The organism is Pseudomonas poae RE*1-1-14, assembly GCF_000336465.1.
In the GTDB taxonomy this organism is placed as follows: Bacteria; Pseudomonadota; Gammaproteobacteria; order Pseudomonadales; family Pseudomonadaceae; genus Aquipseudomonas; species Aquipseudomonas poae.
The window spans coordinates 3,532,190-3,556,752 of the sequence record NC_020209.1 but is presented as its reverse complement, the minus strand read 5'-3'; the positions used below and the strand labels follow the sequence as shown (position 1 = coordinate 3,556,752).

Below are 24,563 nucleotides of genomic sequence, written 5' to 3'. Positions count from 1 at the left end.
TGTGGACGCCTTGCAGCGCCTAGACTTTAGCAATCTTCAGCTCAGGAATGGCCCGTGACCTCGATTTTCTGGTACGACTATGAAACCACCGGCATCAATCCTCGCAGCGATCGCCCTCTTCAGGTCGCCGGTATTCGTACCGATCACGACCTCAACGAGATAGACGCGCCGGTCAACCTGTTTTGCCTGCCAAGCGACGATATCCTGCCTCATCCGGCAGCCTGTGCCATTACAGGCATCACGCCTGCGATACTGGCGCAAAAGGGCCTGGCCGAGGCCGACTTCATGACCCGTGTGCACGCGCAGCTGGCAGCCCCCGGCACCTGTGGCGCCGGTTACAACACCTTGCGGTTTGATGATGAAATGACGCGGTACAGCCTTTACCGCAATTTTTTCGACCCTTATGCGCGGGAATGGCAGGGCGGCAACAGCCGCTGGGACTTGATCGATGTGGTCCGCACGGCCTACGCGTTGCGCCCCGAAGGGATCACCTGGCCCGAACAGGACGGGCGCGTCACCCTCAAGCTTGATCGCCTGACGCAGGCCAACGGGATTGATCATGGCCAGGCGCACGATGCGTTGTCAGACGTACGCGCCACGATTGCACTGGCTCGCCTGGTCCGTAAGAAACAGCCCAAGCTGTTCGACTGGCTCTTTCAACTGCGCAGCAAGCAACGCGTCATGGACCAGGTACGCCTGCTGCAGCCGATGGTACATATCTCCGGGCGCTTTTCCGCCGAGCGTCACTATCTGGGTGTGGTGCTGCCGCTGGCCTGGCACCCGCGCAACCGCAATGCCTTGATCGTGTGCGACCTGGGGCTCGATCCACAGGGGCTGCTTGCGCTGGACGCTGAAACTTTACGTCAGCGTCTCTATACGCGCCGCGACGAACTGGCCGAGGGCGAACTGCCTGTGCCGCTCAAGTTGGTGCATATCAACCGTTGTCCGGTGGTCGCCCCTTTGAGTGTGCTGCGTGCCCAGGACTGTGAGCGGTTGCAGTTGGATATGGACAGTTATCAAGCACGCGCGCTGCGGCTAACTGACGCACAGGATGTATGGCGTGACAAGTTGATGGCTATTTATGCCGAGGACGATTTTGCCGCAAATGAAGATCCCGAGCAGCAGCTGTACGCTGGTTTTATCGGCGACCGCGACCGCCGCTTGTGTGAACAAGTCAGGGCCGCAGAACCTGCACAACTCGCCCGTCAACAGTGGCCCTTTGATGATCACCGTTTACCGGAATTGTTATTTCGCTACCGCGCCCGTAACTTTGCTGAAACCTTGAGTCACGAGGAGCAACAACGCTGGAAACTTTTCTGTCAGCAACGTTTGTCGGACGCACAATGGGGCGCTCCCAATACCCTGGAATCATTTAATCTTGCGCGACGAGAGTTGATGATTAGTGCTACATCGATTCAGCGTGAGGTGCTGGATCAATGGCAAGAGTATGTCGATGCTTTAGCGCAGCGGATGAATCTGTAGGAAAATAATTGCGCAATTGTTTCGGCAATAAAAAAACGCCAGCAAGCTGGCGTTTCAGGGTGTCGCAAATCAGGCAGGACCTGGCAAGGCTTAGCCGAGCAGAGTGGACCAACCTTCAACCACGTCACCGCCCCACTTGGCTTTCCACTCTTTCAGCGTCTTGTGGTTGCCACCTTTGGTTTCAATCACTTCACCGTTGTGCGGGTTTTTGTATTGCTTGACCTTGCGAGCACGTTTGGTGCCGGTAGTTTTCACAGCGCCACGCGGTGCTTTAACTTTCGACTCTGGATCGAGCAGCGCGATGATGTCGCGCAGGGACTTGGAGTATTCACCCATCAAGGTGCGCAGTTTGCCTTCAAATTCCAGCTCGGTTTTCAGTTTGTCGTCTTGGGACAGATTCTTCAAACGGGCTTGCAGCTCTTTGATGGCTTCTTCGGTGGCGCGGTATTCGTTGATCAGGGACATGTGGACTACCTTATGTAGAACGCTGATGACAGGGACAGTGCGCCAATAATAGTCAGGCAATTTGCTCAAGTAAACATTTAAGCGTGTATTCGGGTGAATTACTCTGAATGTAAGCAGCCACGCGATGCAATCGAGTTAATAAGTAGCGGTATGCGCAACGACCTTCTGATTAATGTCCCGCTTACTGCCCACGCGTGAGGTTGTAGATTTAAGTAAATGCGGTAAAACCTTACACAATTAAGGGGCACCGGCAGAGCGTAGCGCAGAATAAGCGTGAAGGAATACTGCAGTTTTTCTGCGCAATCGCTAGAATGGCGGCCTTTGCGAAGTTCTGGAGTTTCCCCCTAATGCGCACTTTTCGGCTGGTGATTGCTTGCCCGGACCGGGTTGGCATCGTTGCCAAAGTCAGTAACTTTCTGGCCTCCCATAACGGTTGGATCACCGAGGCGAGCCATCACTCGGACGATCTCAGCGGTTGGTTTTTCATGCGTCACGAAATACGTGCCGACACGCTTCCCTTTGGTCTGCAAGCCTTCCGCGAGGCGTTTGCGCCGATTGCCGAAGAGTTTTCGATGACCTGGCATATCACGGACACCGAGCAGAAAAAACGTGTGGTGCTGATGGCCAGCCGTGAGTCCCACTGCCTGGCCGACTTGCTGCACCGCTGGCACAGCGATGAGCTGGACTGCGAGATTGCCTGCGTGATCTCCAACCATGACGACCTGCGCAGCATGGTCGAGTGGCATGGCATCCCGTATTACCACGTGCCGGTCAACCCGCAGGACAAGGAGCCGGCGTTCGCCGAGGTTTCCCGTCTGGTTGGGCAGCATGAAGCCGACGTGGTGGTGCTGGCGCGCTACATGCAAATCCTGCCGCCGGAACTGTGCCGTGAATACGCCGGCAGGGTGATCAACATTCACCACAGCTTCCTGCCCTCGTTTGTGGGTGCCAAGCCTTATCATCAGGCATCCCTGCGCGGCGTGAAGTTGATTGGCGCAACCTGTCACTACGTCACCGAAGAGCTGGATGCTGGCCCGATCATCGAGCAGGACGTGGTGCGTGTCAGCCACAGCGACAGCATTGAAGACATGGTGCGTTTCGGCCGTGACGTCGAGAAGATGGTGCTGGCCCGTGGCCTGCGTTATCACCTGGAAGATCGCGTGCTGGTGCATGGCAACAAGACGGTCGTGTTCTGATCACGGCGATTGAAGAATCGAGGGCCTGGGCGTTAAATCGTCCCAGGCCCTTTTTCTTTGCCTGAACGTCGAGGATTGAGTCATGAATGACCCTTTGGACAAAGCCACCGCAAAGGCCCCGGCGACCCTGGGCGAAGGCTGTTTGAGCCGTTATGACCCGGATGAACTGAACAGTGAAGACGGCACGGATTTTCCCGGTGCCGCCCAGTTATGGGAACGCGAGCGCAGCAAGCCCGAGCCTGAAAAAGACTGATGAGGGTCGAACGTTGCCCACCCTTCAAGCGCAGATTTTTATTCATCGCTTGAAGGGGCCGCTAATGTCTTAATATTCCAAGCGCCTACCTGCGGCATTGGAGATCAACCATGGGTGACGAAATGCCTGATTCCACACAACTGCTTATCGGTGCCGACTCAGACGGCCAGCCCATCGCCCAGCCCATGCGCCTGGCCAATCGTCACGGATTGATTGCCGGAGCCACGGGCACTGGCAAGACCGTCACCTTGCAGCGCCTGGCGGAAGCGTTCAGCGATGCGGGTGTGGCGGTATTTGCCGCCGACATCAAAGGTGACCTCTGTGGCCTGGGCGCCGCCGCCAATCCCCAGGGCAAGGTGGCCGAGCGTATCGCCGGCATGCCTTTCATTAATTACACCGCCAAGGCTTACCCCGTCACGCTGTGGGATATCCACGGCCAGTCCGGTCATCCATTGCGCACCACCATCAGCGAAATGGGCCCGCTCCTGCTCGGCAGCCTGTTGGAACTCACCGACAGCCAGCAGTCGGCGCTGTACGCCGCGTTCAAGGTGGCCGACCGCGAAGGCCTGTTGCTGCTGGACCTCAAGGATCTCAAGGCGCTGCTCAATCACCTGCACTATCACCCGCAACTGCTGGGCGATGACGCGGCATTGATGAACACGGGCTCCAGCCAGGCGCTGCTGCGACGTCTGGCGGTGCTGGAACAGCAGGGCGCCGACGCCTTGTTCGGCGAGCCCGCGTTGCAACTTGAAGATATCTTGCAGCCCGCAGCAGATGGCCGTGGCCGTATTCATCTATTGGATGCCAGCCGCCTCGTGCATGAAGCACCGAAGGTGTACGCCACGTTCCTGTTATGGCTCCTGGCGGAACTGTTCGAACAATTGCCGGAGCGCGGCGATGCCGAAAAGCCGTTGCTGGCACTGTTCTTCGATGAGGCCCATTTGTTGTTTGCCGATACCCCCAAGGCCTTGCAGGATCGCCTGGAGCAAGTGGTGCGGTTGATTCGCTCCAAAGGCGTTGGCGTGTATTTCGTCACGCAGTCCCCAGGGGATCTGCCTGACACCGTGCTCGCGCAGCTCGGCCTGCGTATCCAGCACGGCCTGCGTGCGTTCACCACTAAAGAGCAGAAATCGCTGCGCGCCGTGGCTGAGGGTTTCCGTGCGAATCCGGCGTTCGATGCCTTAACGGTGCTGACGGAGCTGGGCACGGGTGAGGCGTTGGTCGGCACCTTGCAGGAAAAGGGCACGCCGGAGGTGGTCCAGCGGGTGCTGGTGGCGCCGCCACAATCGCGGATCGGCCCGCTCAGCGAGGTCGAGCGTGCGGCGCTGATCGCCAGTTCGCCCCTGCAAGGCCGCTATGACAAACCGATTGATCGCGAATCCGCCTATGAAGTGCTGATGGCACGCAAGGCGCTGGGGCCAGGCGCAGCGTCTGCGCCTGCAGCTCAGGAACCGAGCTTCACCGACAAGGCCGGCGCGTTTCTGGGAACGGCGGCAGGCAAGGCGCTCAAATCCGCGATGCAGCAGGCCGCCAATCAAATAGGGCGGCAGTTGGTGCGCGGTTTACTGGGCTCGTTGCTCGGCGGCAGCAAGCGCAAGTAGCGGCTCAGGCCTTGGGCCTGGCGTGGGCGGCGAGCCGTTCCAGCGCCGCGCGCAAGCCTGGATCGCTGATCCCGTCGGCCGTGGCCTGGATGGTTTCGGCGGCATTCTCCGACAGATCCATCGTATGGCCGACCGCACCTTGCTGCACGGTAGGCGGCTGTACCTTGAACTGGATGCGCGTCAGGCTGGCGAACTCATCAAATACCATCAATTGCCGCTGCAGGCGTTTTTGCTGGTAGCGCAGGCGGGTCGCCCAATGGCCGTCGGTGACGATCAGCAGCAAATTGCCTTCACGCCAGGACGCCACGTGACAATGTTCGCGTGCGGCCGGTTGCAGTTGGCTTTCGAGCAGGCGTTGCAGGTGGCCCAGGCGTTGGGCGTGGCCGAAGATGGCTTTCAACGGCTTGGCTTCGCGAAGCAACACGCTGGGTGCGCGGGCTGTGAGAGGGCGAAATGCCATGAGCGGACACCTTAAGTAACAGAGCGGCCATCTTAACAGAAAGCACCCAGGCGGCCCCGGGCAATGCCGATGCACGGCTTTTCCCGTGAAATCAATAAGTAACTTCTGCACCTGACGGGTTGAAGTTCGCGCAAAAGCCCTTATTTTAAACAGGCCCTCTCACAGCCTCATGCCAGCATCTGGGAACAACGCCACTTTCCTCACCCACGTTTCCGGGTAGAATGCGCGTTCGCATGCGGCCGTGAGGGCTGCTCGGGCCACTGACGGTGCGCCCTCCATCCCTATGTGTGGAAGAACCTGCCGATATGTTTGCGCCTTTGTTAAAGAAACTTTTTGGAAGCAAGAATGAGCGCGAAGTCAAACGCATGCTCAAGACGGTGCAGCTGGTCAATGCTTTCGAAGAGCAGATGGTTGCCCTTTCCGACGAGCAATTGCGCGCCAAGACCCAAGAGTTCAAGGCCCGCATAGCCAAAGGTGAAACCCTCGACAAACTGCTGCCCGAAGCCTTTGCGGTTGCCCGTGAAGCTGGCAAGCGCGTAATGGGCATGCGCCACTTCGACGTCCAGTTGATCGGCGGCATGACCTTGCATGAAGGCATGATCGCCGAAATGCGTACCGGTGAAGGCAAGACCCTGGTGGCGACACTGGGCGTTTACCTCAACGCACTGTCCGGCAAGGGCGTGCACGTTGTGACCGTGAACGACTACCTGGCCCGCCGGGACGCCAACTGGATGCGTCCGCTGTATGAATTCCTCGGCCTCACCGTCGGCGTAGTCACGCCGTTCCAGCCGCCGGAAGAGAAGCGCGCCGCCTACGCCGCCGACATCACCTACGGCACCAACAACGAATTCGGGTTCGACTACCTGCGCGACAACATGGCGTTCAGCATGGAAGAAAAATTCCAGCGCGAACTCAATTTTGCCGTGATCGACGAAGTCGACTCCATCCTGATCGACGAAGCCCGTACCCCGCTGATCATCTCCGGCCAGGCCGAAGACAGCTCGCGTCTGTACACCGAGATCAACAAGTTGATCCCGCGCCTGGAACAACACATCGAGGAAGTGGAAGGCGTGGTGACCAAAGAAGGTCACTTCACCATCGACGAGAAGACCCGCCAGGTCGAACTCAATGAAGCCGGTCACCAGTATGTAGAAGACATGCTGACCCAGATCGGCCTGCTGGCTGAAGGCGAGAGCCTCTATTCGGCGCACAACCTGGGCCTGTTGACCCATGTGTATGCCGGCCTGCGTGCCCACAAACTGTTCCACCGCAACGTCGAATACATCGTCCAGGACGGCCAGGTCGTGCTGGTTGACGAACACACCGGCCGTACCATGCCGGGTCGTCGCCTGTCCGAGGGCCTGCACCAGGCCATCGAGGCCAAGGAAGTGCTCAACATCCAGGCCGAAAGCCAGACGTTGGCGTCCACCACCTTCCAGAACTACTTCCGTCTGTACAACAAGCTGTCCGGCATGACCGGTACGGCCGACACCGAAGCCTTCGAATTCCATCAGATCTACGGTCTGTCGGTGGTGGTTATCCCGCCGAACAAGCCGCTGGCGCGCAAGGACTTCAACGACCTGGTGTTCCTGACCGCCGAAGAGAAATACGCGGCGATCATCAACGACATCAAGGACGGCATGGCCCAGGGCCGCCCGATCCTGGTGGGCACCGCGACCATCGAGACGTCCGAGCATGTGTCCAACCTGCTCAACAAGGAAGGCATCGAGCACAAGGTCCTCAACGCCAAATTCCACGAAAAGGAGGCCGAGATCATCGCCCAGGCCGGTCGCCCAGGCGCGCTGACCATCGCCACCAACATGGCCGGTCGTGGTACCGACATCCTGTTGGGCGGCAACTGGGAAGTGGAAGTGGCTTCGCTGGACGACCCGACGCCCGAGCAGGTCGCCCAGATCAAGGCCGACTGGCAGAAACGCCATCAGGCCGTGTTGGAATCCGGTGGCCTGCAGGTGATCGCTTCCGAGCGTCATGAATCGCGTCGTATCGACAATCAGTTGCGCGGCCGTGCCGGTCGTCAGGGTGACGCCGGTTCCAGCCGTTTCTACCTGTCCCTGGAAGACAGCCTGATGCGTATCTTCGCCTCGGACCGCGTGAAAAACTTCATGAAGGCCCTGGGCATGCAATCCGGCGAGGCGATCGAGCACCGCATGGTGACCAACGCCATCGAGAAGGCCCAGCGCAAGGTTGAAGGGCGCAACTTCGACATCCGCAAGCAACTGCTCGAGTTCGACGACGTCAACAACGAACAGCGTAAAGTGATTTATCACATGCGTAACACGTTGCTGGCCGCCGACAACATTGGCGAGACCATTGCCGACTTCCGTCAGGATGTGCTCAACGCCACCGTGGCCGCACACATTCCGCCACAGTCCCTGCCTGAGCAGTGGGACGTTGCCGGTCTGGAAGCGGCGCTCAAGAGCGACTTCGGTGTCGACCTGCCGGTTCAGCAATGGCTGGACGAAGACGATCACCTGTACGAAGAGACGCTGCGCGAGAAGCTGATGACAGAGCTTTTGGCCGCGTATAACGAGAAAGAAGAGCAGGCGAGCGCCGAAGCCCTGCGCACGTTCGAGAAACAGATAGTACTGCGCGTGCTGGACGACCTGTGGAAAGACCACCTGTCGACCATGGACCACCTGCGTCACGGTATCCACTTGCGCGGCTATGCCCAGAAGAACCCGAAGCAGGAGTACAAGCGCGAGTCGTTCACGCTGTTCTCCGAGTTGCTCGATTCGATCAAGCGCGATTCGATTCGCGTGCTGTCCCACGTTCAGGTGCGTCGCGAAGACCCGATCGAAGAGGAGGCGCGTCTGCGCGAGGAAGCCGAGGCACTGGCCGCGCGCATGCAGTTCCAGCATGACGAGGCACCGGGCCTGGACGCGCCGCAAGTGCTTGGCGAAGAGATCGATGTAGCCCTGGCGCAAACCCCGGTGCGCAACGATCAGAAGCTGGGCCGCAACGAACTGTGCTGGTGCGGTTCGGGCAAGAAGTACAAACACTGCCACGGCGAAATCAACTAGGATTTGCGCCTGACGCTGCAGCACCCCGCGCCGCGACCGGCCTCTGCCGTCGCGGCGTTTTGCAATTAATCTCACCGTCAATCAAGACGGCACAGACATCATCTATTGTTGAGGAGCGCATTCATGGCTGTTGGTCTTGGTCCTTTGCCCACATTGCACCCGGTGGCCGGTTTTGAGCTCGGTATTGCTTCGGCCGGCATCAAGCGTCCGGGTCGCAAGGATGTGGTAGTGATGCGCTGTGCCGAGGGTTCGACCGTCGCTGGCGTGTTTACCCTCAATGCGTTTTGTGCAGCGCCCGTCATTCTGGCCAAACAGCGCGTAGCCGGCCCGATTCGGTACCTGCTGACCAACACCGGCAATGCCAATGCCGGTACGGGCGAGCCCGGCCTGGTTGCCGCTGCGCGCACCTGCGCAAAGCTTGCGCAATTGACCGGCGTGGATGCCAGCCAGGTGCTGCCTTACTCCACCGGCGTGATCGGCGAGCCACTGCCGGTCGAGAAAATCGAAGGAGCCTTGCAGGCCGCGCTGGATGATTTGTCTGTGGATAACTGGGCGGCAGCAGCCACCGGCATCATGACCACCGACACCCTGCCCAAGGGCGCGAGCCGCCAGTTCGTGCATGACGGCGTGACCGTCACGGTCACCGGCATCAGTAAGGGCGCGGGCATGATCCGCCCGAACATGGCCACCATGCTCGGCTACATTGCCACCGACGCCAAGGTGTCGCGCAACGTTCTGCACAGCCTGATCCTGGACGGCGCCAACAAGTCGTTCAACCGCATCACCATCGATGGCGATACCTCGACCAACGACTGCTGCATGCTGATTGCCACCGGCCAGGCCAACCTGCCGGAAATCACCGACGCCACCGGCCCGCTGTTCGCAGCGTTGAAACAGGCGGTGTTTGAAGTGTGCATGGACGTCGCCCAGGCCATCGTGCGTGACGGTGAAGGTGCGACCAAGTTCGTCACCGTTGAAGTCAATGGTGGCGGCAATCATCAGGAATGCCTGGACGTGGGTTACACCGTGGCCCATTCGCCGCTGATCAAGACTGCACTGTTCGCCTCCGACCCGAACTGGGGGCGCATCCTCGCCGCCGTCGGCCGCGCCGGCGTGCCGGAACTGGACGTGAGCAAGATCGACGTGTTTCTTGGTGAAGTGTGCATCGCCAGCCGTGGCGCGCGGGCCGAAACCTACACCGAGGCGCAGGGTTCGGCAGTGATGCAGCAGGAAGAAATCACCATCCGCATCGAGCTGGGCCGCGGCGATTGCAGCGAAACCATCTGGACCACTGATCTGTCCCACGAGTACGTGAAGATCAACGCGGAATATCGCACTTGAAAATGACCCTCCCCCTGTAAGCGCTTGCTCTTGCAGGGGTTACCACACGAGGAAGCCGTGGCGTGAAACGAGTACATGTAGCAGCGGCGGTGATCCGCGGTGCCGACGGCAGAATCCTGCTGGCGCGCCGTGCCGACACCCAGCATCAGGGCGGTTTGTGGGAGTTTCCCGGTGGCAAGGTGGAGACTGAAGAGTCGGTCACCACCGCGCTGTCCCGCGAACTGCAGGAAGAGTTGGGTATTCAGGTCACGACGGCGCGGCCATTGATCAAGGTGCAGCATGACTATCCGGACAAGCAGGTGTTGCTGGATGTCTGGGAAGTCTCGGCGTTTACCGGCGAGCCTCACGGCGTCGAAGGGCAGCCGCTGGAGTGGGTGGCTCCTCGGGATCTGCTCAACTATGCGTTTCCCGCAGCCAACACGCCGATTGTCGCGGCCGCGCGCCTGCCTGCCGACTACCTGATCACCCCCGGCGAGCTGGAAACCCCGACGCTGTTGCGTGGCATCCAGCAGGCTGTCGCCTCCGGCATCAAGCTGATTCAACTGCGCGCCCCCAATGGTTACGACCCCAAATACCGCGACCTGGCGGTGGATGCGGTGGGGCTGTGCGCCGGTAAAGCGCAACTGATGCTCAAGGGGCCATTTGAATGGCTGGGGGATTTTCCTGCGGCGGGTTGGCACGTGACCTCGGCGCAACTGCGCAAATACGCGAGCAAAGGAAGGCCGTTGCCCAAGGACCGTTGGCTGGCTGCGTCCTGCCATAACGCCGAGGAACTGGCGTTGGCGGAATTGATGGACGTGGATTTTGTGACGTTATCGCCCGTGCAACCGACCCAGACCCACCCGGATGCGCAGCCTCTGGGCTGGGAACAGGCGGCACAGTTGATTGCCGGGTTCAGCAAGCCGGTATTTCTGTTGGGCGGGGTAGGGCCTGCCGAGCGGGAGCAGGCGTGGGCGGCAGGGGCTCAGGGTGTGGCGGGTATCAGGGCGTTCTGGCCACAGATTTGAGGGGTGGCAGGAGGGGGCTTGCTCCCGATGAGGCCACAACGAGAGTGTCAGATTTTTTGTGTTCGGGCCGGTTAAGGCCTGCCGTCAGGCAGGCCCTATCTTTACCAGGTCGGCCTGATAAATCGATCTCCGTACAGAATCGCAAATTGATTCATTGCGTTCTTCCAATCATGAGCTGCACTGCCCCAGTTCGCGGTGATATTTCGTAATGCCAGCCAGATTAGCTTTGTCGCGGCTTCATCCGTTGGGAAGTGGCCTCGCGTCTTGATGACCTTGCGCAACTGGGCATTGATACTCTCGATGGCATTGGTTGTGTAGATCACTTTGCGTATCGCCGGGGGAAACACGAAGAACGGGATAACTCGATCCCAAGCACGCTTCCAAGCCGATACGACTGTCGGATATTGCTTACCCCAAGGCCCGGCTTCGAAAGCCAGTAGCGCTTGTTCTGCGGCGTCAGCATTAAGTGCTTGATAGATCGGTTTCAGTGCCTTGGCCAGCTCACGGCGCTTATCCCACGGGGCGTAATCGAGGCTGTTACGGATCAGGTGGACGATGCAGGTCTGCAACGTCGTCTCAGGAAACACAGCACTCAGCGCTTCGGGCATGCCTTTGAGACCGTCAGTTACGGCGATCAAGACGTCTTCGACGCCTCGGGTTTTCAGGTCGTTAAAGACCTTCATCCAAAATTTGGCGCCTTCGGTTGTTTCAATCCAAATGCCCAGAATATCTCGCGTTCCGTCCGGCAATACTCCCAGTGCCAAGTAGATCGCTTTGTTGCGAACCAGGCCTTCGTCGCGAATTTTGACTCGCAATGCATCGAAGAAAATTACCGGGTACATCGGTTCAAGCGGTCGCTGTTGCCAGGCGGTAACCTCCTCCAACACTGCGTCAGTGACTGAGCTGATGAAATCGTGAGAGACGTCTGTTCCGTACTGTTCAGAGAGAAACGCCCGGATTTCGCGAACCGTCATGCCTCGGGCATACATCGCGATAATCTTGTCATCGAAGCCGGTAAAACGCCGTTCGTGTTTGGGGATCAGAATCGGAGCAAAGCTTCCATCACGGTCTCTGGGAATGTCCAAACGCAGCGGACCGTCATCGGTTAGCACCGTTTTTCCGCTCTTGCCGTTGCGCTGGTTACTCGATTCCTCAGGGCGCTCCGCGCCCTGAGGATAGCCAAGGTGGTGGCCCAACTCGGCACCAAGAGCTCGCTCGATCAGCGCCTTTTTGAACGCCATCGAGGCATCCTGAATGGCTTCGGCACTCATCGGGCCGCTGACGAACTGGTCGATCAGCTCTTGGGGAATGGATGGAAGGTCTCGCGGGGCCTCACGGGCCGGTTTCTTTTTGGTCGGCATACATGCACCTCTATCAACATGTTATGCCCGAACACAAAATTTATGACAGTCCCCAGACAACCCACTGCATAATCAGTGCGGCTTGGCCGCCGCCTGCCACAGCACCTCAGCCACACTCTGGCGCCTGGCAATCACTCGCGCCGCCACAAACAGCAGATCCGACAGCCGATTGATATACGCAAGCCCCACCCCTTCAAGCGGCTCAACCGCGTTCAGGTGCTGACACCGACGCTCCGCGCTGCGTGCCAGACTGCGGCATACGTGTGCCTGGGCAATCAAGGCTGAGCCACCGGGCAGGATGAAGTTTTCCAGCGGCCCGACTTCTTCGTTCCAGCGGTCAATGGCTGCTTCCAGCCGGTCCACCTCGGCCGCATTCAATGCTTTGTACACCGGCATCGCCAGCTCGCCGCCGAGGTCGAACAGGCGATGCTGGCAAGGCGTCAGTACTTCAATCACCTCCCTGAGTTCCGGGTGCTTGCCGCTCTGCTCTTCCAGAGTGGCCAGCAGCAGGCCCAACTGGCTGTTCAGCGTATCGACTTCACCAATGGCCTCCACGCGCGGGTGATCCTTGGGCACGCGGCGGCCGTCGCCCAGGCCGGTTTCGCCCTGGTCGCCAGTGCGGGTGTAGATCTTCGACAGGCGAAAGCCCATGGTCATTGCTCCAGTTGAGTAAGTGCAGTGGGGGACAATTGGCTGCCGGCCAGAGGCAAGCGCAAGGTAAAGCAGGTGCCCTGGCCCAAGGTGGAATGCACTTCCATCTGGCCCTTGTGGTTGTTGGTGATGATGAAATACGACACCGACAGCCCAAGCCCGGTGCCCTGACCGATTTCCTTGGTGGTGAAGAACGGTTCGAAAGTGCGCTTGCGCACGCTTTCGCTCATGCCGATGCCGTTATCTTCCACCTGGATTTCGGCCCACGGCGGGTTGAGGCGGGTGCGCAGGATGATCCGCCCCGGCTCGCCGTCGTCGCGCAGGTGAATGGCCTGGGCGGCATTTTTCAGCAGGTTGAGCAGCACTTGTTCCAGTTCGTTGGCAGTACCGGGCACCGGGCCCAAGTGCGGGTCGAATTGACGAATGATCGCCTGCCCCTTGAAGTCGAAGCCAATGGTCAGGTCAAAATCATTGCCGGCGATTTCCACGGCCTGATCGATCAGCGCGGGCAAGTCGCAGGGCGCCATTTGCCGGTTGCTGCGGCGGCTGAAGCTGAGCATATGGGTGACGATCTTCGCCGCCCGCGCCCCGGCTTGCTGGATGCCGTCGAGCAATTGCGGCACTTCGCGGCCTTCGAGGTAGCGATTGACCGTTGCCAGCTCGATGCCGGCCTGTTCGGCGTGTTCCTGGTTTTTCGGCAAGTCCGCCGACAGCCGGCGGCGGATGTTCTGCACGTTGTGCAGAATCGCGCCCAGCGGATTATTGATTTCATGGGCCATGCCGGCCGCGAGACCGCCGACGGAAAGCATTTTTTCCGACTGCACCATCATTTCTTCCAGGGACAGGCGCTGAGTGATGTCGTCGATGCGGATCACCACACCGCGTCCCGCGCCGCCCGTCAGCGGGTAGAAGGTGAGGGCGTAATGCTTGGGCTCGTCATCCTTTATCCAGGTGACGCGTTCGATGCGCTCCACCACGTGCTGCTCGATCGTGGCCTTGATCTGCGGCAGAAACGGCTTGAGCGGCTCGAACGCGAGGAAGATCGGCTGGTTCAGCGCTTCATCCAGGCGCGTACCGGAAAGCGCGCTGGCCTCCTGGTTCCATTGGGTGACATACAGTTGCTCATCCAGCGCAATCAGCGCCGAGGGCATTGAGTCGATAATGCTGTTGAGATAATTCTGGAAACCGGTAAGTTTTTTCTCGATCTTGCTGCGAACCTGCACTTCCAGTTCGAGCTTGCGGTTGGTGTGACGCGTTTCTTCGGCCAGACCTTGCGCCTGGTCATAGGCCGCCTGGGAGTCGTCCCGGGCGCGCTTGAGCTGCTGTTCGCGCGCTTCGATGCGCGACAACATGGTATTGAAGGCTTCCGCCAGGCTGCCGATTTCGTCGTGGTTGCCGCGCCCGGCGCGCAATGCGTAGTTCTCTTCGCGCGTCACTTGGCGGGACAGTTCTTCCAGCTCATAAATGGGCCGGGTGATCAGCCGCTTGATCTGACGGGCGATCACCAGCCACAACAGCACGCTGAAAATCAGGATGCCAAGGCTGGCGGTCAGGGTGCCGGTGTAGAACGCCACGGGCAGTTCGCTGCTGGCCACCAGCAGCAAATGCCCGGATGCCTGGCCGGGACGGGGCAGGGTGATGACCTGGTTGCTGCGAAACTCGGTGACGCGCCACGCCTCGATATGCCGATAGGTGTCCGGCAGGTGCAGGCGGTCGCCATGTTGCATCTGTGCCAGACGATTACCTTCGCCGTCGTACAGCGCAGCGGCGCGCAGTGGTGAATAGCTGGTCAATTCGTTGAGCAGGGCATCGGCCTTGGCCGGCGATTCGAGGGCCTCGGCGGCAAGGGCCGGGTTGGACACTAACCGGCCAATGGCCTGTAACGCCTGCGGCGCCATGCTTTCCTGGGAAATCCAGTAGGCGGCGCTGATAAAGGTGAGGTTGGCCACCAGCAATACGGTGGTCAGCAGCACCAACAGCGCGGCCAGCAGTTTCTGGCCGACCGGAAGGTTTTCAAGACGCTGGCGCAGGGGCATCAGGGTGTTCGCCGTTAAGAGACAGGCAGGCAGGGTAGCGCGTGCCTCAGTCGCTGGGCAATCCGCGGGACACCAACTGCTCGACCAGGCGCGCCTGCACGGCGCGCAGATGGGGCACGGGCAACTGATGGCGGGCGGCAGCCTGGCAGGCGTAACCCAGCAGGTAGCTGATTTCGGTACGGCGCAGGTTGGCCACGTCCTGATACATGGAGGAAAAATTGGCGGCAGTGGCCTGGATCACCCGTTGCACTTCAGCGTGAAGATCCTGCGCGGCCGCTGGCTGACCGCAGCACTCAAGCAGCTCGGCCAACTCGGTGCACAGTGTTGCGACTTCACGCGGGTGCGCCTGCAGGCCACCGTTGCGACATTGATGAAGCACTGTCAGCGGGTTGACCGCGCAATTGAGCGCCAGCTTGCGCCACAGGCGCGTGAGAATATCGGCGCTCCATTCATGGGGGATACCGGCAGCGTGCAGGTCATCCAGCCATGGCGGCGCTGTCGGACTGGCCGCGTCCCCCAACCAGGTGTAGCCATGCCCGGCGAATACCACGCGCCACTCACCGTCGCGAAACGCGCCCTCGGTGCTGGAGGCGAATATGCAGTGGGCGTGAGGCTGCTGAGCGGCCACCGTGTCTTGGCTGCCCAGGCCGTTCTGCAGCAGGATCAGCTCGGCGTGCGGCGCAAGACGGTGTTGCAGTTGTGCGACAGCGCGTGGTGCGTCGTAGGCTTTGCATGCCACCAGCAGGCGATGGATTGGCTCAGGGCTGTCGGGCGTTTCGGCGCCCACCGGGTAAATGTGCGCAACACCTTGCTCGACCAGGGTGAGTCCAGGCCCTGCCTGGTAGCTTTCCAGTCGCTCCTTGTTGCGCAGAATCAACCGCACCGGCACGCCGGCACGCGCCAGGCGTGTGGCCCAGAGGGTGCCAAGACTGCCCGCGCCGAGAATGTGCCAGGTGGTTGGCATCGGTTTGTGCTCCATTGGGTCGACTGCGATGAACGGGACGAAAGAGTCGCTATAATGCCCCGGCATTTTAGCTCGGGCGCGCTCCATCTTTACTGAGTCTGCCCCTTATATTGGAGAAATGACATGCCTTCGTTCGACGTGGTATCCGAACTGGACAAACACGAAGTCACCAACGCCGTCGAGAACGCCGTCAAGGAACTGGACCGCCGCTATGACCTGAAAGGCAAGGGCAGCTTCGAGTTCAAGGAAAAGGAATTGACCGTCAACCTGACCGCTGAAGCCGATTTCCAGCTGGAAGCGATGATCGAGATCCTCAAGCTGTCGCTGGTCAAGCGCAAGATCGACGCGCAGTGCCTTGAAATCAAGGACGCCTACGCCTCCGGCAAGCTGATGAAACAGGAAGCTGTGCTCAAGGAAGGCATCGACAAGGAGCTGGCGAAGAAGATCGTCGCTCACGTCAAGGATGCCAAGCTCAAGGTGCAGGCCGCCATTCAGGGTGAGCAGGTGCGGATCACCGGCAAGAAACGTGACGACCTGCAAGAGGCCATTGCGGCCCTGCGCGCCAAGACGTTCGACATGCCGCTGCAGTTCAATAACTTCCGCGACTGATTGCAAAGGAGAAGATAGATGGATTTGAACGCTGAAATGGATCACTTGATCAAGACCTCGCAGTCCTGGATCCCGATGATCATGGAATACGGCAGCCGCGTGTTGCTGGCCGTGATTACCCTGGCCATTGGCTGGTGGCTGATCAATGTCTTTACCAATCGCGTCGGGCGCTTGCTGGCCCTGCGTAAAGCGGACCTGGCGCTGCAGCACTTCATCACCAGCCTGGCGAACATCGCGCTGAAAGTGATGCTGGTGGTCAGCGTGGCCTCGATGATCGGCGTGGCGACCACCTCGTTCGTTGCTGCCATCGGTGCCGCAACCCTGGCCATCGGCCTGGCCTTGCAAGGCAGCCTGGCCAACTTTGCCGGTGGTGTGCTGATTCTGCTGTTCCGTCCGTTTCGCATCGGCGACTGGATCGAAGCCCAGGGCACCTCCGGCACGGTGGACAGCATCCAGATCTTCCACACCGTGTTGCGCACCGGTGACAACAAGACCGTGATCGTGCCCAATGGCATCTTGTCCAACGGCATCATTACCAACACCAACCGCCAACCGACCCGCAAGGTGGTGTTCGACGTGGGCGTGGACTATGAGGCCGACCTGCAGAAAGCCCGTGAAGTGCTGCTGGAGCTGGCAAAGGATCCGCGTGTGCTGGCTGATCCTGCGCCGGCGGCGGTGGTTTCGACCTTGGGTGACAGCTCGATCACTGTTTCGCTGCGCTGCTGGACCAACACGCCGGATTATTGGGATGTGGTGTTCATGCTCAATGAACTGGCGCGCGACCGTTTGAAAGGGGCGGGGATTGATATTCCGTTTCCACAGCGGGTTATTCGTGTGATGCAGGAAGCGCCGGCGAAGTAATAGGGAAGTGTTGCGTTTAACTTGGCCGTTAGGTCAGGTTAAATGCGACAGCCGACCTTAGTTGCTTAGCTTGCTAGTTATATTCATCTGAAATAATAGTGCAATAAAAAAGCCGCTCCCTTCAATAAAAGGGAGCGGCTTTTTTGTTTAAGGCAGAAGCCTCAAATCATCGTTGTAATCAAACGGCGAATTACAAGATGTTCAACGGGTAGTTTGCGATCAGGCGCAGTTCGTCGATCGAGGGCGAACCGTAGTAAACGCCATCACCCGAACGATACGTCGCTTGACGCAGGCGCAGGCTCAGGTTTTTGGCCGGACCGCTCTGGACCACATACTTGGCTTCGATATCGCGTTCCCACTCTTTACCGTTCGAGGTGGTGGCGGTGTTGGCGCCGCTGCCGGTTACGTAACGGGTCATGAAACTCAGACCAGGAACGCCGAAGGTTGCCATGTTGATATCGTAACGAGCCTGGTAGGACTTCTCGCCTTCGGCGTTGAAGTCGGAACGCGCCACGGAGTTGGCCAGGAATACGGAGCCGCCACCGTCTACACCGTAGCCGTAGTCGCCGTCGCCGGTGACCTTCTGGGCTGCCAGCGTAAAGGTGTGAGCGCCAATGGTGTAGGCACCCTGCAAGCTGAACGCGCGGTTGTCGAGCTTGGTGGTGCCATCTTTCTCGGCGCGCTGCAGGCCGGCGCCTTCGCTCTTGGTGTCGTAGAGGTTGAAGTCCAGGGCGAAGGACTGATTGTCACCTAGCGCGTGGGTCCAGTTCAGGTTGTTGTAGTACTTACGGAAGTAGTCTTCGGTCTTCGCGTAGTACAGGCTACCGGTGAACTCTGGCGTGAAGGAGTAGACGCCGCCCACGAAGTCTGTCTTGGTCAGGCCCAGGCTGTCATGGAAGGTCTGGTTCTGCGCCACGCTGGAGGTGAAGTGACCACCCTCGAGTTTCAGGCCCTTGATTTCGTTGCTGGTGATCGAGATACCTTGTGGCAGCTCTGGCAACAGGCGGCTGTCGTCGGAGGCGAACACAGGCGCTGTGGTGTACTGGTCACCAATCTTTAGCACAGTGTTGGAGATGCGGAACTTGACCGCGCCGCCGCCTTTGGAATACTCGTCCTGTGAGCGACCATCGGAGCCGGTCGGGAACAGGCCGGTGCCGGCACGGCCCTTGCCGCTGTCGAGTTTGAGGCCCATCAGACCGATCACATCAACACCGACGCCTATGGTGCCTTGGGTGAAGCCCGATTCGTACAGGGCGTTGAAGCCAAGGCCGGATTCTTCTGCACGGCTCTTGGAGCCTGGACCCGACGGGTTGTTACGGAAATCGCGGCTGAAGTACAGGGCGCGAGTATTGATGCTGAACGTGCTGTCTTCAACAAAGCCCTTGGAATCGTCCTGGGCGGACGCCATTGCGAACTGCGAGGTGCCTGCTGAAACAGCGAGGGCCATCATGCTCCACTTCATCACGCGCATCGTGATTTGCTCCTTTGGTTTTAGGAAGAGTACTGCCGTCCCACCTGTATTTTTATCTGGGCGGCTCTTTCTTTTTTGTGTCGGCGCAAAGTTATATCACGCAGACTCTATTGACGATACTTACCCAACTTTCCTTTCAGCTTCTTTACGAGGCTGTCGTAAATCGCTAGCTCCCTGTCGCAAATTCACAGTCCAACTGTAACTGGACTGACAACTTCAATACTGTCTTCCTTCAAACCGGTTCAAAGTTTGAACCCTTCCCTGATGCGCATTGAATCGCTGCTGTTCTTATCGCGAAACACCCGCATCCAAGGGTGTCGTTGCCGACGATAGGCAGGAGCTTGCAACAAGCGTGCACAAACCGGTGATCGAATGTCATTTTTTCGTGAAAAAGGTGAAAAGCCTGTAAACGCTGCATAAAGACGGGCTTCTTGGGCGGTTTGGCTTGGGCCAAGTGCGCATCGCTCGCCCGCGTTGTGCGTTACACGAAACCCGAATCGTGGCAAAACGTTACCGGTTCACCCCAACGAGTGGGTACTCGGTGGATCTCTTTGAAGCACAGGCGGACCATTTTGGTGCGTCCTGTGGAGGCCCGTTCCAGCGTAGCTCGCATCCGGGCTTGCCTCGAAAGGGTGCGTGTTTTTTACCGTCCTGCGCCGCCGCCTTCCCGCATTCGCCGTGAAGCCTTGCGCAATCGAAGGTATGCTGGCGCGCAAAACCTGACCTGTTCAATGGAGTGCCTGCGGTGTTCGCACTGGATCAACGCCTGCAACAAGACACGCTGACCCTCGGGGATTTCCCGCTGTGCCGGCTACTGCTGTCCAATGACTCGAACTACCCCTGGTTCATTCTGGTGCCGCGTATCGACGGTATCAGTGAAGTGTTTCAGCTGGATGTCGCTGACCAGCAGGTGCTGTGGCAGGAAACCACAGCCCTGGCGCAATTGCTGAATGAGGGCCTTGGCGCCGACAAGATGAATATTGGCGCATTGGGTAATGTCGTCAGCCAGCTGCATGTGCACGTCATCGTGCGCAAGCGTGATGACGCCGCCTGGCCCGCGCCGGTTTGGGGCAAGCATCCGGCGCTCCCTTACACACCTGAGCAAGTGACGGCCATTCGTGCGCGGCTTCGCGACCTGCTGCCTGCCGACTTCATCTTCACCCAGGACTGAATCATGGACCTGCAAGACCGCGTCACCGACCTGGAAAGCCGCCTGGCCTTCCAGGACGACACCATCGAGACCCTCAACGACATCCTGGTCAGCCAGCAACGCGCCGTCGAGCGCCTGCAACTGCAGATAGCTGCCCTGCTCAAGCGCCAGGAAGAAATGGGCGGCCAGTTCGAATCATCCGAAGAAGAGGCACCGCCGCCTCACTATTAATGGGCATGCAATAAAAAACCGCGACCCGGCCAATGCCGGATCGCGGTTTTTTTGCTGCGAAGGCTTGTGAATCAGCGACGCGGCAGCGCGGCGATCACATCTTCGGCTTGCAGGCCTTTGTCGCGGTTCATTACCGAGAATTCCACACGCTGGCCTTCGACCAGAACGCGATGGCCTTCGCCACGGATGGCCCGGAAGTGGACGAAAATATCATCGCCCGAATCGCGGGAAATAAAGCCGAAGCCCTTGGAGGTATTGAACCACTTGACGGTCCCGGTATCCCGGTTGGTCATGTCGTAATTTTGCGACGCGGCCGCTGGGGACGAACGGTAGAAGCTGATGGCCAGGTGAAGAACGATGGCGACCACAGCGATGACCAGGCTGAGCAGGATGGCCGGGTGGCCGCCGACTTCAGGCATGGGGGCCAGGAGGGTGAGGGTTTGCACGACAACAGCCAGCACCAGCAGTGCGCTGACCAGGTTTTGCAGTTGATGACGCGTGCCTTTGTTCCAGTAAGGCACTACCGGTGCGAGCGTCAGGTTGAGCAGGCCGAACAAGGCCAGGTACAGAGCATCATGCTGTTGCAGGTAGGGCAGGCTTTCAGGCTGCAGGCTCGGGATAAAGGACAGCAGCAACGCTGCAACGCCCGTTAGCAGGTGGACGATTTTCAACATTTTGATTAACTCACTTTAAGACGGATCACGAGGAAGAGCTGACTGGCACGGTTCGCTTCTGAACAATGGGAGGCGTTGAGCACGTGCGCGGGGATCAGCCTATGTGACGTGCCGCACAGATGAACGGCAGCCACACGGCGCCTATTTAACAGCAAAGGCTGTGCCTACTCAAATCAAGCCTGTCGGGGGCTTGCGGGTAGCACGGCATTTCTGCATCAAACGCTTGTGCTAGACGGATGCAGGCTTTTCGAGCGGCGCTCAGGCATTTCTTGCTAGAGTGGCCGTTCATTTGATCAACGAATACTCGTCAATTGAAGGGGAAACACATGGCAATCGATATTGGTATCAGTGAAGAAGATCGTAAATCCATCGTCGACGGTCTTTCACGGCTGCTGTCCGATACCTACGTACTGTATCTGAAGACCCACAATTTCCATTGGAACGTCACCGGCCCCATGTTTCGCACGCTGCACTTGATGTTTGAAGAGCAGTACAACGAGCTGGCGCTGGCGGTGGATTCCATTGCCGAGCGTATCCGCGCCCTGGGTTTCCCGGCGCCGGGAGCCTACTCGATCTACGCTCGCCTGTCCTCGATCAAGGAAGAAGAGGGTGTGCCCAGCGCCGAGGAGATGATCAAGCAGTTGGTCGCAGGCCAGGAAGCCGTCACGCGTACCGCTCGTGGCATTTTCCCGTTGCTCGACAAAGTCAGCGATGAGCCGACGGCAGACCTGTTGACCCAGCGCATGCAGGTGCACGAGAAAACCGCGTGGATGCTGCGTTCCCTGCTCGAAAATCAGTAAACGTCGTACACCGGTGGCGCCGTGCTGGCGCCACCTGCGTGTTTCCACGCACTTCCTGGCGTTGTCCTACGCCCATCTACGTCCCGTCTTCTGGCTGCCTCCCGCGCCCTGCTGTTTTATAGAGCCACTGTCCAATGGGAAGTCCCATGGACTGCTGTTTGGCAATGGAGTGTCAGGTGTATGTCACGTGGATTCGGTAATGGAGTGATGGAAACCCCTGGTTTTCACAAGATAAAGGTCGACCCGTTTGCAAAAGGGTTCGATATGGGGCTGGCCAAGCCATTGTCGCGGTCAGTGAGGCTCAACGGGTTTTCCACCTGCCTGCGGCTCGAACAGATCTATTGGAATATCCTCACGGAAATTGCCAGGATCAATACCTGCTCGGTCAGCGCGCTGTTGTCCTATGTCGATCGGGAAGTGCATTTGCGCTACGGCGGCGTGAAGAACTTCAGCGGTCTGGTGAGGGTGGTGTGCGTGGTGCATGTATTGAACGGCTGCGTCACCCCCTCCTGCTCAGGATAGTTCGTGCGTGCCTTGCACCGGCCCGCCATTCAGGCGGGTCGGCGCATGGGGAGAATGCCGGCTGCGCTGCCTCGATTTACCAGATATAATCCCGCGCTTTGCTGCGCATGCCGGGCTTTATGCACAAGGGCAGGGCGTGGCGCATTAGGTTTTGACCGCCGAGACATCCCAATGCCCATGTACGACTATCAATGCGCTTCCTGTGGTCATCAGTTGGAAGCCATTCAAAAGATCAGCGCCGCGCCGTTGGTCGATTGCCCAGCCTGCCAGGCACCTGAATTGAAAAAAATGATGTCCATGCCAGGCTTCCGCCTCAGCGGAAACGGTTGGTACGAGACCGATTTCAAGACCGGCGCCAAGAAGAACCTGGCGGGCGGCGACAAGGCAGACTGAGTTGAACTCTACGCGCAGGCTCCTGCATTATCCGTCCCCTGCTTTAATGTGCGGTGACGAGGCAGGCCTCCACCGAATTTCGAATTACGAGAAGTGAAACCACGACCATGATGCGCAGCCACTATTGCGGCCAATTGAACGAGACCCTGGAAGGTCAGGAAATCACCCTTTGCGGATGGGTTCACCGTCGCCGCGACCACGGCGGGGTGATCTTCCTCGATATCCGTGATCGTGATGGTCTGGCCCAGGTGGTGTTCGACCCGGATCGCGCCGAGAGCTTCGCCGCCGCCGATCGCGTGCGCAGCGAATACGTCGTGAAGATCACCGGCAAGGTACGCCTGCGTCCGGCCGGTGCCGTGAACAAGAACATGGCGTCCGGCGGCATCGAAGTGCTGGGCTATGAACTCGAAGTGCTGAACGAGTCGGAAACCCCGCCGTTCCCGCTCAATGAATACTCCGACGTGGGCGAAGAAACTCGCCTGCGCTACCGCTTCCTTGACCTGCGTCGCCCGGAAATGGCCGAGAAGCTGCGTCTGCGTTCGCGCATGACCACCAGCATCCGTCGCTTCCTCGACGAAAACGGCTTCCTCGACGTCGAAACGCCGATCCTCACCCGGGCCACCCCGGAAGGCGCGCGTGACTACCTGGTGCCCAGCCGTACCCACGCCGGTTCGTTCTTTGCCCTGCCGCAGTCGCCGCAGCTGTTCAAGCAACTGCTGATGGTGGCCGGCTTCGACCGTTACTACCAGATCGCCAAATGCTTCCGTGACGAAGACCTGCGCGCCGACCGCCAGCCCGAGTTCACCCAGATCGACATCGAGACCAGCTTCCTCGATGAGAAAGAGATCATGGGCCTGACCGAGCAGATGATCCGCAACCTGTTCAAGGAAGTGCTGGACCTGGAATTCGGCGAGTTCCCGCACATGACCTTCGAAGAAGCCATGCGCCGCTACGGTTCCGACAAGCCGGACCTGCGCAACCCGCTGGAACTGGTGGACGTGGCCGATCAGCTCAAGGAAGTCGACTTCAAGGTGTTCAGCGGCCCGGCCAATGACCCTAAATGCCGCATCGCCGCGCTGCGTGTGCCTGGCGGCGCAAGCATGCCGCGCAAGCAGATCGACGACTACACCAAGTTCGTCGGCATCTACGGTGCCAAGGGCCTGGCGTACATCAAGGTCAACGAGCGCGCCAACGGTGTTGATGGTCTGCAATCGCCTATCGTGAAAAACATTCCGATGGACAACCTCAACGCGATTCTGGACCGCGTCGGTGCCGTCGATGGCGACATCGTGTTCTTCGGTGCCGACAAGGCCAAGATCGTCAGCGAAGCCTTGGGCGCATTGCGTATCAAGCTCGGTCACGACCTGAACCTGCTGACCTGCGAATGGGCCCCGATGTGGGTCGTTGACTTCCCGATGTTCGAAGAGAACGACGACGGCAGCTTCAGCGCCTTGCATCACCCGTTCACCGCGCCCAAGTGCTCGCCCGCCGAGCTGGAAGCCAACCCGGCAGGCGCCTTGTCCCGTGCCTACGACATGGTATTGAACGGCACCGAGTTGGGGGGCGGTTCGATCCGTATCCACCGCAAGGAGATGCAGCAAGCGGTGTTCCGTCTGCTGGGCATCAACGAAGCGGAACAGGAAGAGAAGTTCGGCTTCCTGCTCGACGCCCTCAAGTACGGCGCGCCGCCCCACGGTGGCCTGGCCTTCGGTCTGGACCGCCTGGTGATGCTGATGACCGGCGCCCAGTCGATTCGTGAAGTGATCGCCTTCCCGAAAACCCAGAGCGCTGCCGACGTCATGACCCAGGCGCCGGGTGTGGTGGATGCCAAGGCACTGCGCGAATTGCACATTCGTCTGCGCGAGACGCCGAAGGCTGAGTAAGGTTGCTGCGTGCAAGCGCACTGAAGTTTACGCAGTCAAAAAAGGCGCATCTTCGGATGCGCCTTTGCGTTACAAGGGTTGTATTGCGCCAGAAGCGTGATTGATAAGGTT

Annotated in this window: 23 protein-coding genes; 15 read left to right on the top strand and 8 right to left on the bottom strand. The window is 59.3% G+C overall.

Annotation, left to right across the window (positions count from 1 at the left end):
- The first annotated feature begins 54 nt into the window (after window positions 1-54).
- Complete coding sequence (gene sbcB / locus H045_RS15520; protein WP_003237640.1) at window positions 55-1,482, top strand: exodeoxyribonuclease I; 1,428 nt, start codon at window positions 55-57, stop codon at window positions 1,480-1,482.
- 90 nt (window positions 1,483-1,572) lie between these two features.
- Here the strand turns inward: sbcB and mvaT are convergent, their stop codons facing one another.
- A complete protein-coding gene (mvaT, locus tag H045_RS15515; RefSeq protein ID WP_003237642.1) occupies window positions 1,573-1,947 on the bottom strand; it encodes a histone-like nucleoid-structuring protein MvaT in 375 nt (124 codons plus the stop codon).
- 347 nt (window positions 1,948-2,294) lie between these two features.
- On the opposite strand from mvaT, the gene purU reads away from it, so the two are divergent.
- The 3 genes from purU (at window position 2,295) to H045_RS15505 (ending at window position 4,997) form a co-directional block, all read left to right on the top strand.
- Window positions 2,295-3,143, top strand: coding sequence for a formyltetrahydrofolate deformylase (gene purU, locus H045_RS15510; protein ID WP_003237644.1), 849 nt, complete (start codon window positions 2,295-2,297; stop codon window positions 3,141-3,143).
- Between the two features lie 82 nt (window positions 3,144-3,225).
- Entirely contained in the window at window positions 3,226-3,396 is a 171-nt protein-coding gene (locus tag H045_RS25290) for a hypothetical protein (protein ID WP_003237646.1), read from the top strand.
- Between the two features lie 122 nt (window positions 3,397-3,518).
- The gene (locus H045_RS15505) at window positions 3,519-4,997 is read left to right on the top strand and encodes a helicase HerA-like domain-containing protein (RefSeq protein ID WP_015372851.1); all 1,479 of its coding nucleotides are present in this window, start codon (window positions 3,519-3,521) and stop codon (window positions 4,995-4,997) included.
- 4 nt (window positions 4,998-5,001) lie between these two features.
- On the opposite strand, the gene H045_RS15500 is transcribed toward H045_RS15505, so the two are convergent.
- On the bottom strand, window positions 5,002-5,457 hold the full coding sequence (locus H045_RS15500) for a DUF721 domain-containing protein (protein ID WP_003237650.1): 456 nt from the start codon (window positions 5,455-5,457) through the stop codon (window positions 5,002-5,004).
- A 305-nt stretch (window positions 5,458-5,762) separates the two neighbouring features.
- Between H045_RS15500 and secA the strand changes: the two genes are divergently transcribed.
- From secA to H045_RS15485, 3 genes are all read left to right on the top strand, one after another.
- The gene (secA, locus tag H045_RS15495; protein ID WP_015372850.1) at window positions 5,763-8,498 is read left to right on the top strand and encodes a preprotein translocase subunit SecA; all 2,736 of its coding nucleotides are present in this window, start codon (window positions 5,763-5,765) and stop codon (window positions 8,496-8,498) included.
- Between the two features lie 123 nt (window positions 8,499-8,621).
- The gene (gene argJ / locus H045_RS15490) at window positions 8,622-9,839 is read left to right on the top strand and encodes a bifunctional glutamate N-acetyltransferase/amino-acid acetyltransferase ArgJ (protein WP_015372849.1); all 1,218 of its coding nucleotides are present in this window, start codon (window positions 8,622-8,624) and stop codon (window positions 9,837-9,839) included.
- Window positions 9,840-9,901: 62 nt separating this feature from the next.
- A complete protein-coding gene (locus H045_RS15485) occupies window positions 9,902-10,846 on the top strand; it encodes a Nudix family hydrolase (RefSeq protein ID WP_015372848.1) in 945 nt (314 codons plus the stop codon).
- Window positions 10,847-10,947: 101 nt separating this feature from the next.
- Here the strand turns inward: H045_RS15485 and H045_RS15480 are convergent, their stop codons facing one another.
- The 4 genes from H045_RS15480 to H045_RS15465 all read right to left on the bottom strand — a co-directional run bounded on the left by H045_RS15480 (window position 10,948) and on the right by H045_RS15465 (window position 15,858).
- Window positions 10,948-12,207, bottom strand: a complete 1,260-nt coding sequence (locus H045_RS15480; RefSeq protein ID WP_015372597.1) for an IS256 family transposase — start codon at window positions 12,205-12,207, stop codon at window positions 10,948-10,950.
- A gap of 72 nt (window positions 12,208-12,279) precedes the next feature.
- Window positions 12,280-12,858, bottom strand: a complete 579-nt coding sequence (locus H045_RS15475; RefSeq protein ID WP_003237658.1) for a cob(I)yrinic acid a,c-diamide adenosyltransferase — start codon at window positions 12,856-12,858, stop codon at window positions 12,280-12,282.
- Between the two features lie 2 nt (window positions 12,859-12,860).
- A complete protein-coding gene (locus H045_RS15470) occupies window positions 12,861-14,894 on the bottom strand; it encodes a sensor histidine kinase (RefSeq protein WP_015372847.1) in 2,034 nt (677 codons plus the stop codon).
- 46 nt (window positions 14,895-14,940) lie between these two features.
- Window positions 14,941-15,858, bottom strand: a complete 918-nt coding sequence (locus H045_RS15465) for a putative 2-dehydropantoate 2-reductase (protein ID WP_015372846.1) — start codon at window positions 15,856-15,858, stop codon at window positions 14,941-14,943.
- 123 nt (window positions 15,859-15,981) lie between these two features.
- On the opposite strand from H045_RS15465, the gene H045_RS15460 reads away from it, so the two are divergent.
- The gene (locus tag H045_RS15460; protein ID WP_003209785.1) at window positions 15,982-16,467 is read left to right on the top strand and encodes a YajQ family cyclic di-GMP-binding protein; all 486 of its coding nucleotides are present in this window, start codon (window positions 15,982-15,984) and stop codon (window positions 16,465-16,467) included.
- Between the two features lie 18 nt (window positions 16,468-16,485).
- Complete coding sequence (locus H045_RS15455) at window positions 16,486-17,328, top strand: mechanosensitive ion channel family protein (protein ID WP_003237665.1); 843 nt, start codon at window positions 16,486-16,488, stop codon at window positions 17,326-17,328.
- Window positions 17,329-17,518: 190 nt separating this feature from the next.
- On the opposite strand, the gene H045_RS15450 is transcribed toward H045_RS15455, so the two are convergent.
- A complete protein-coding gene (locus H045_RS15450) occupies window positions 17,519-18,799 on the bottom strand; it encodes an OprD family porin (protein ID WP_015372845.1) in 1,281 nt (426 codons plus the stop codon).
- Window positions 18,800-19,544: 745 nt separating this feature from the next.
- Here H045_RS15450 and H045_RS15445 point away from each other — a divergent pair.
- Window positions 19,545-19,970, top strand: coding sequence for an HIT domain-containing protein (locus H045_RS15445; RefSeq protein WP_003237669.1), 426 nt, complete (start codon window positions 19,545-19,547; stop codon window positions 19,968-19,970).
- 3 nt (window positions 19,971-19,973) lie between these two features.
- Window positions 19,974-20,180, top strand: coding sequence for a SlyX family protein (locus H045_RS15440; RefSeq protein ID WP_003237671.1), 207 nt, complete (start codon window positions 19,974-19,976; stop codon window positions 20,178-20,180).
- Window positions 20,181-20,251: 71 nt separating this feature from the next.
- Here the strand turns inward: H045_RS15440 and H045_RS25645 are convergent, their stop codons facing one another.
- Window positions 20,252-20,854 carry a cold-shock protein gene (locus H045_RS25645; RefSeq protein ID WP_003237673.1) on the bottom strand — a complete coding sequence of 201 codons (603 nt, stop codon included), beginning with the start codon at window positions 20,852-20,854 and terminating at the stop codon, window positions 20,252-20,254.
- A 326-nt stretch (window positions 20,855-21,180) separates the two neighbouring features.
- On the opposite strand from H045_RS25645, the gene H045_RS15430 reads away from it, so the two are divergent.
- The 4 genes from H045_RS15430 (at window position 21,181) to aspS (ending at window position 24,452) form a co-directional block, all read left to right on the top strand.
- Window positions 21,181-21,654 carry a Dps family protein gene (locus H045_RS15430; RefSeq protein ID WP_003193874.1) on the top strand — a complete coding sequence of 158 codons (474 nt, stop codon included), beginning with the start codon at window positions 21,181-21,183 and terminating at the stop codon, window positions 21,652-21,654.
- A 180-nt stretch (window positions 21,655-21,834) separates the two neighbouring features.
- Window positions 21,835-22,176, top strand: a complete 342-nt coding sequence (locus H045_RS15425; protein ID WP_032871418.1) for a ribbon-helix-helix domain-containing protein — start codon at window positions 21,835-21,837, stop codon at window positions 22,174-22,176.
- A gap of 171 nt (window positions 22,177-22,347) precedes the next feature.
- Window positions 22,348-22,569, top strand: coding sequence for an FmdB family zinc ribbon protein (locus tag H045_RS15420; protein ID WP_003237677.1), 222 nt, complete (start codon window positions 22,348-22,350; stop codon window positions 22,567-22,569).
- A gap of 107 nt (window positions 22,570-22,676) precedes the next feature.
- Window positions 22,677-24,452, top strand: coding sequence for an aspartate--tRNA ligase (aspS, locus tag H045_RS15415; RefSeq protein WP_032871421.1), 1,776 nt, complete (start codon window positions 22,677-22,679; stop codon window positions 24,450-24,452).
- The last annotated feature ends 111 nt before the right edge of the window (window positions 24,453-24,563 follow it).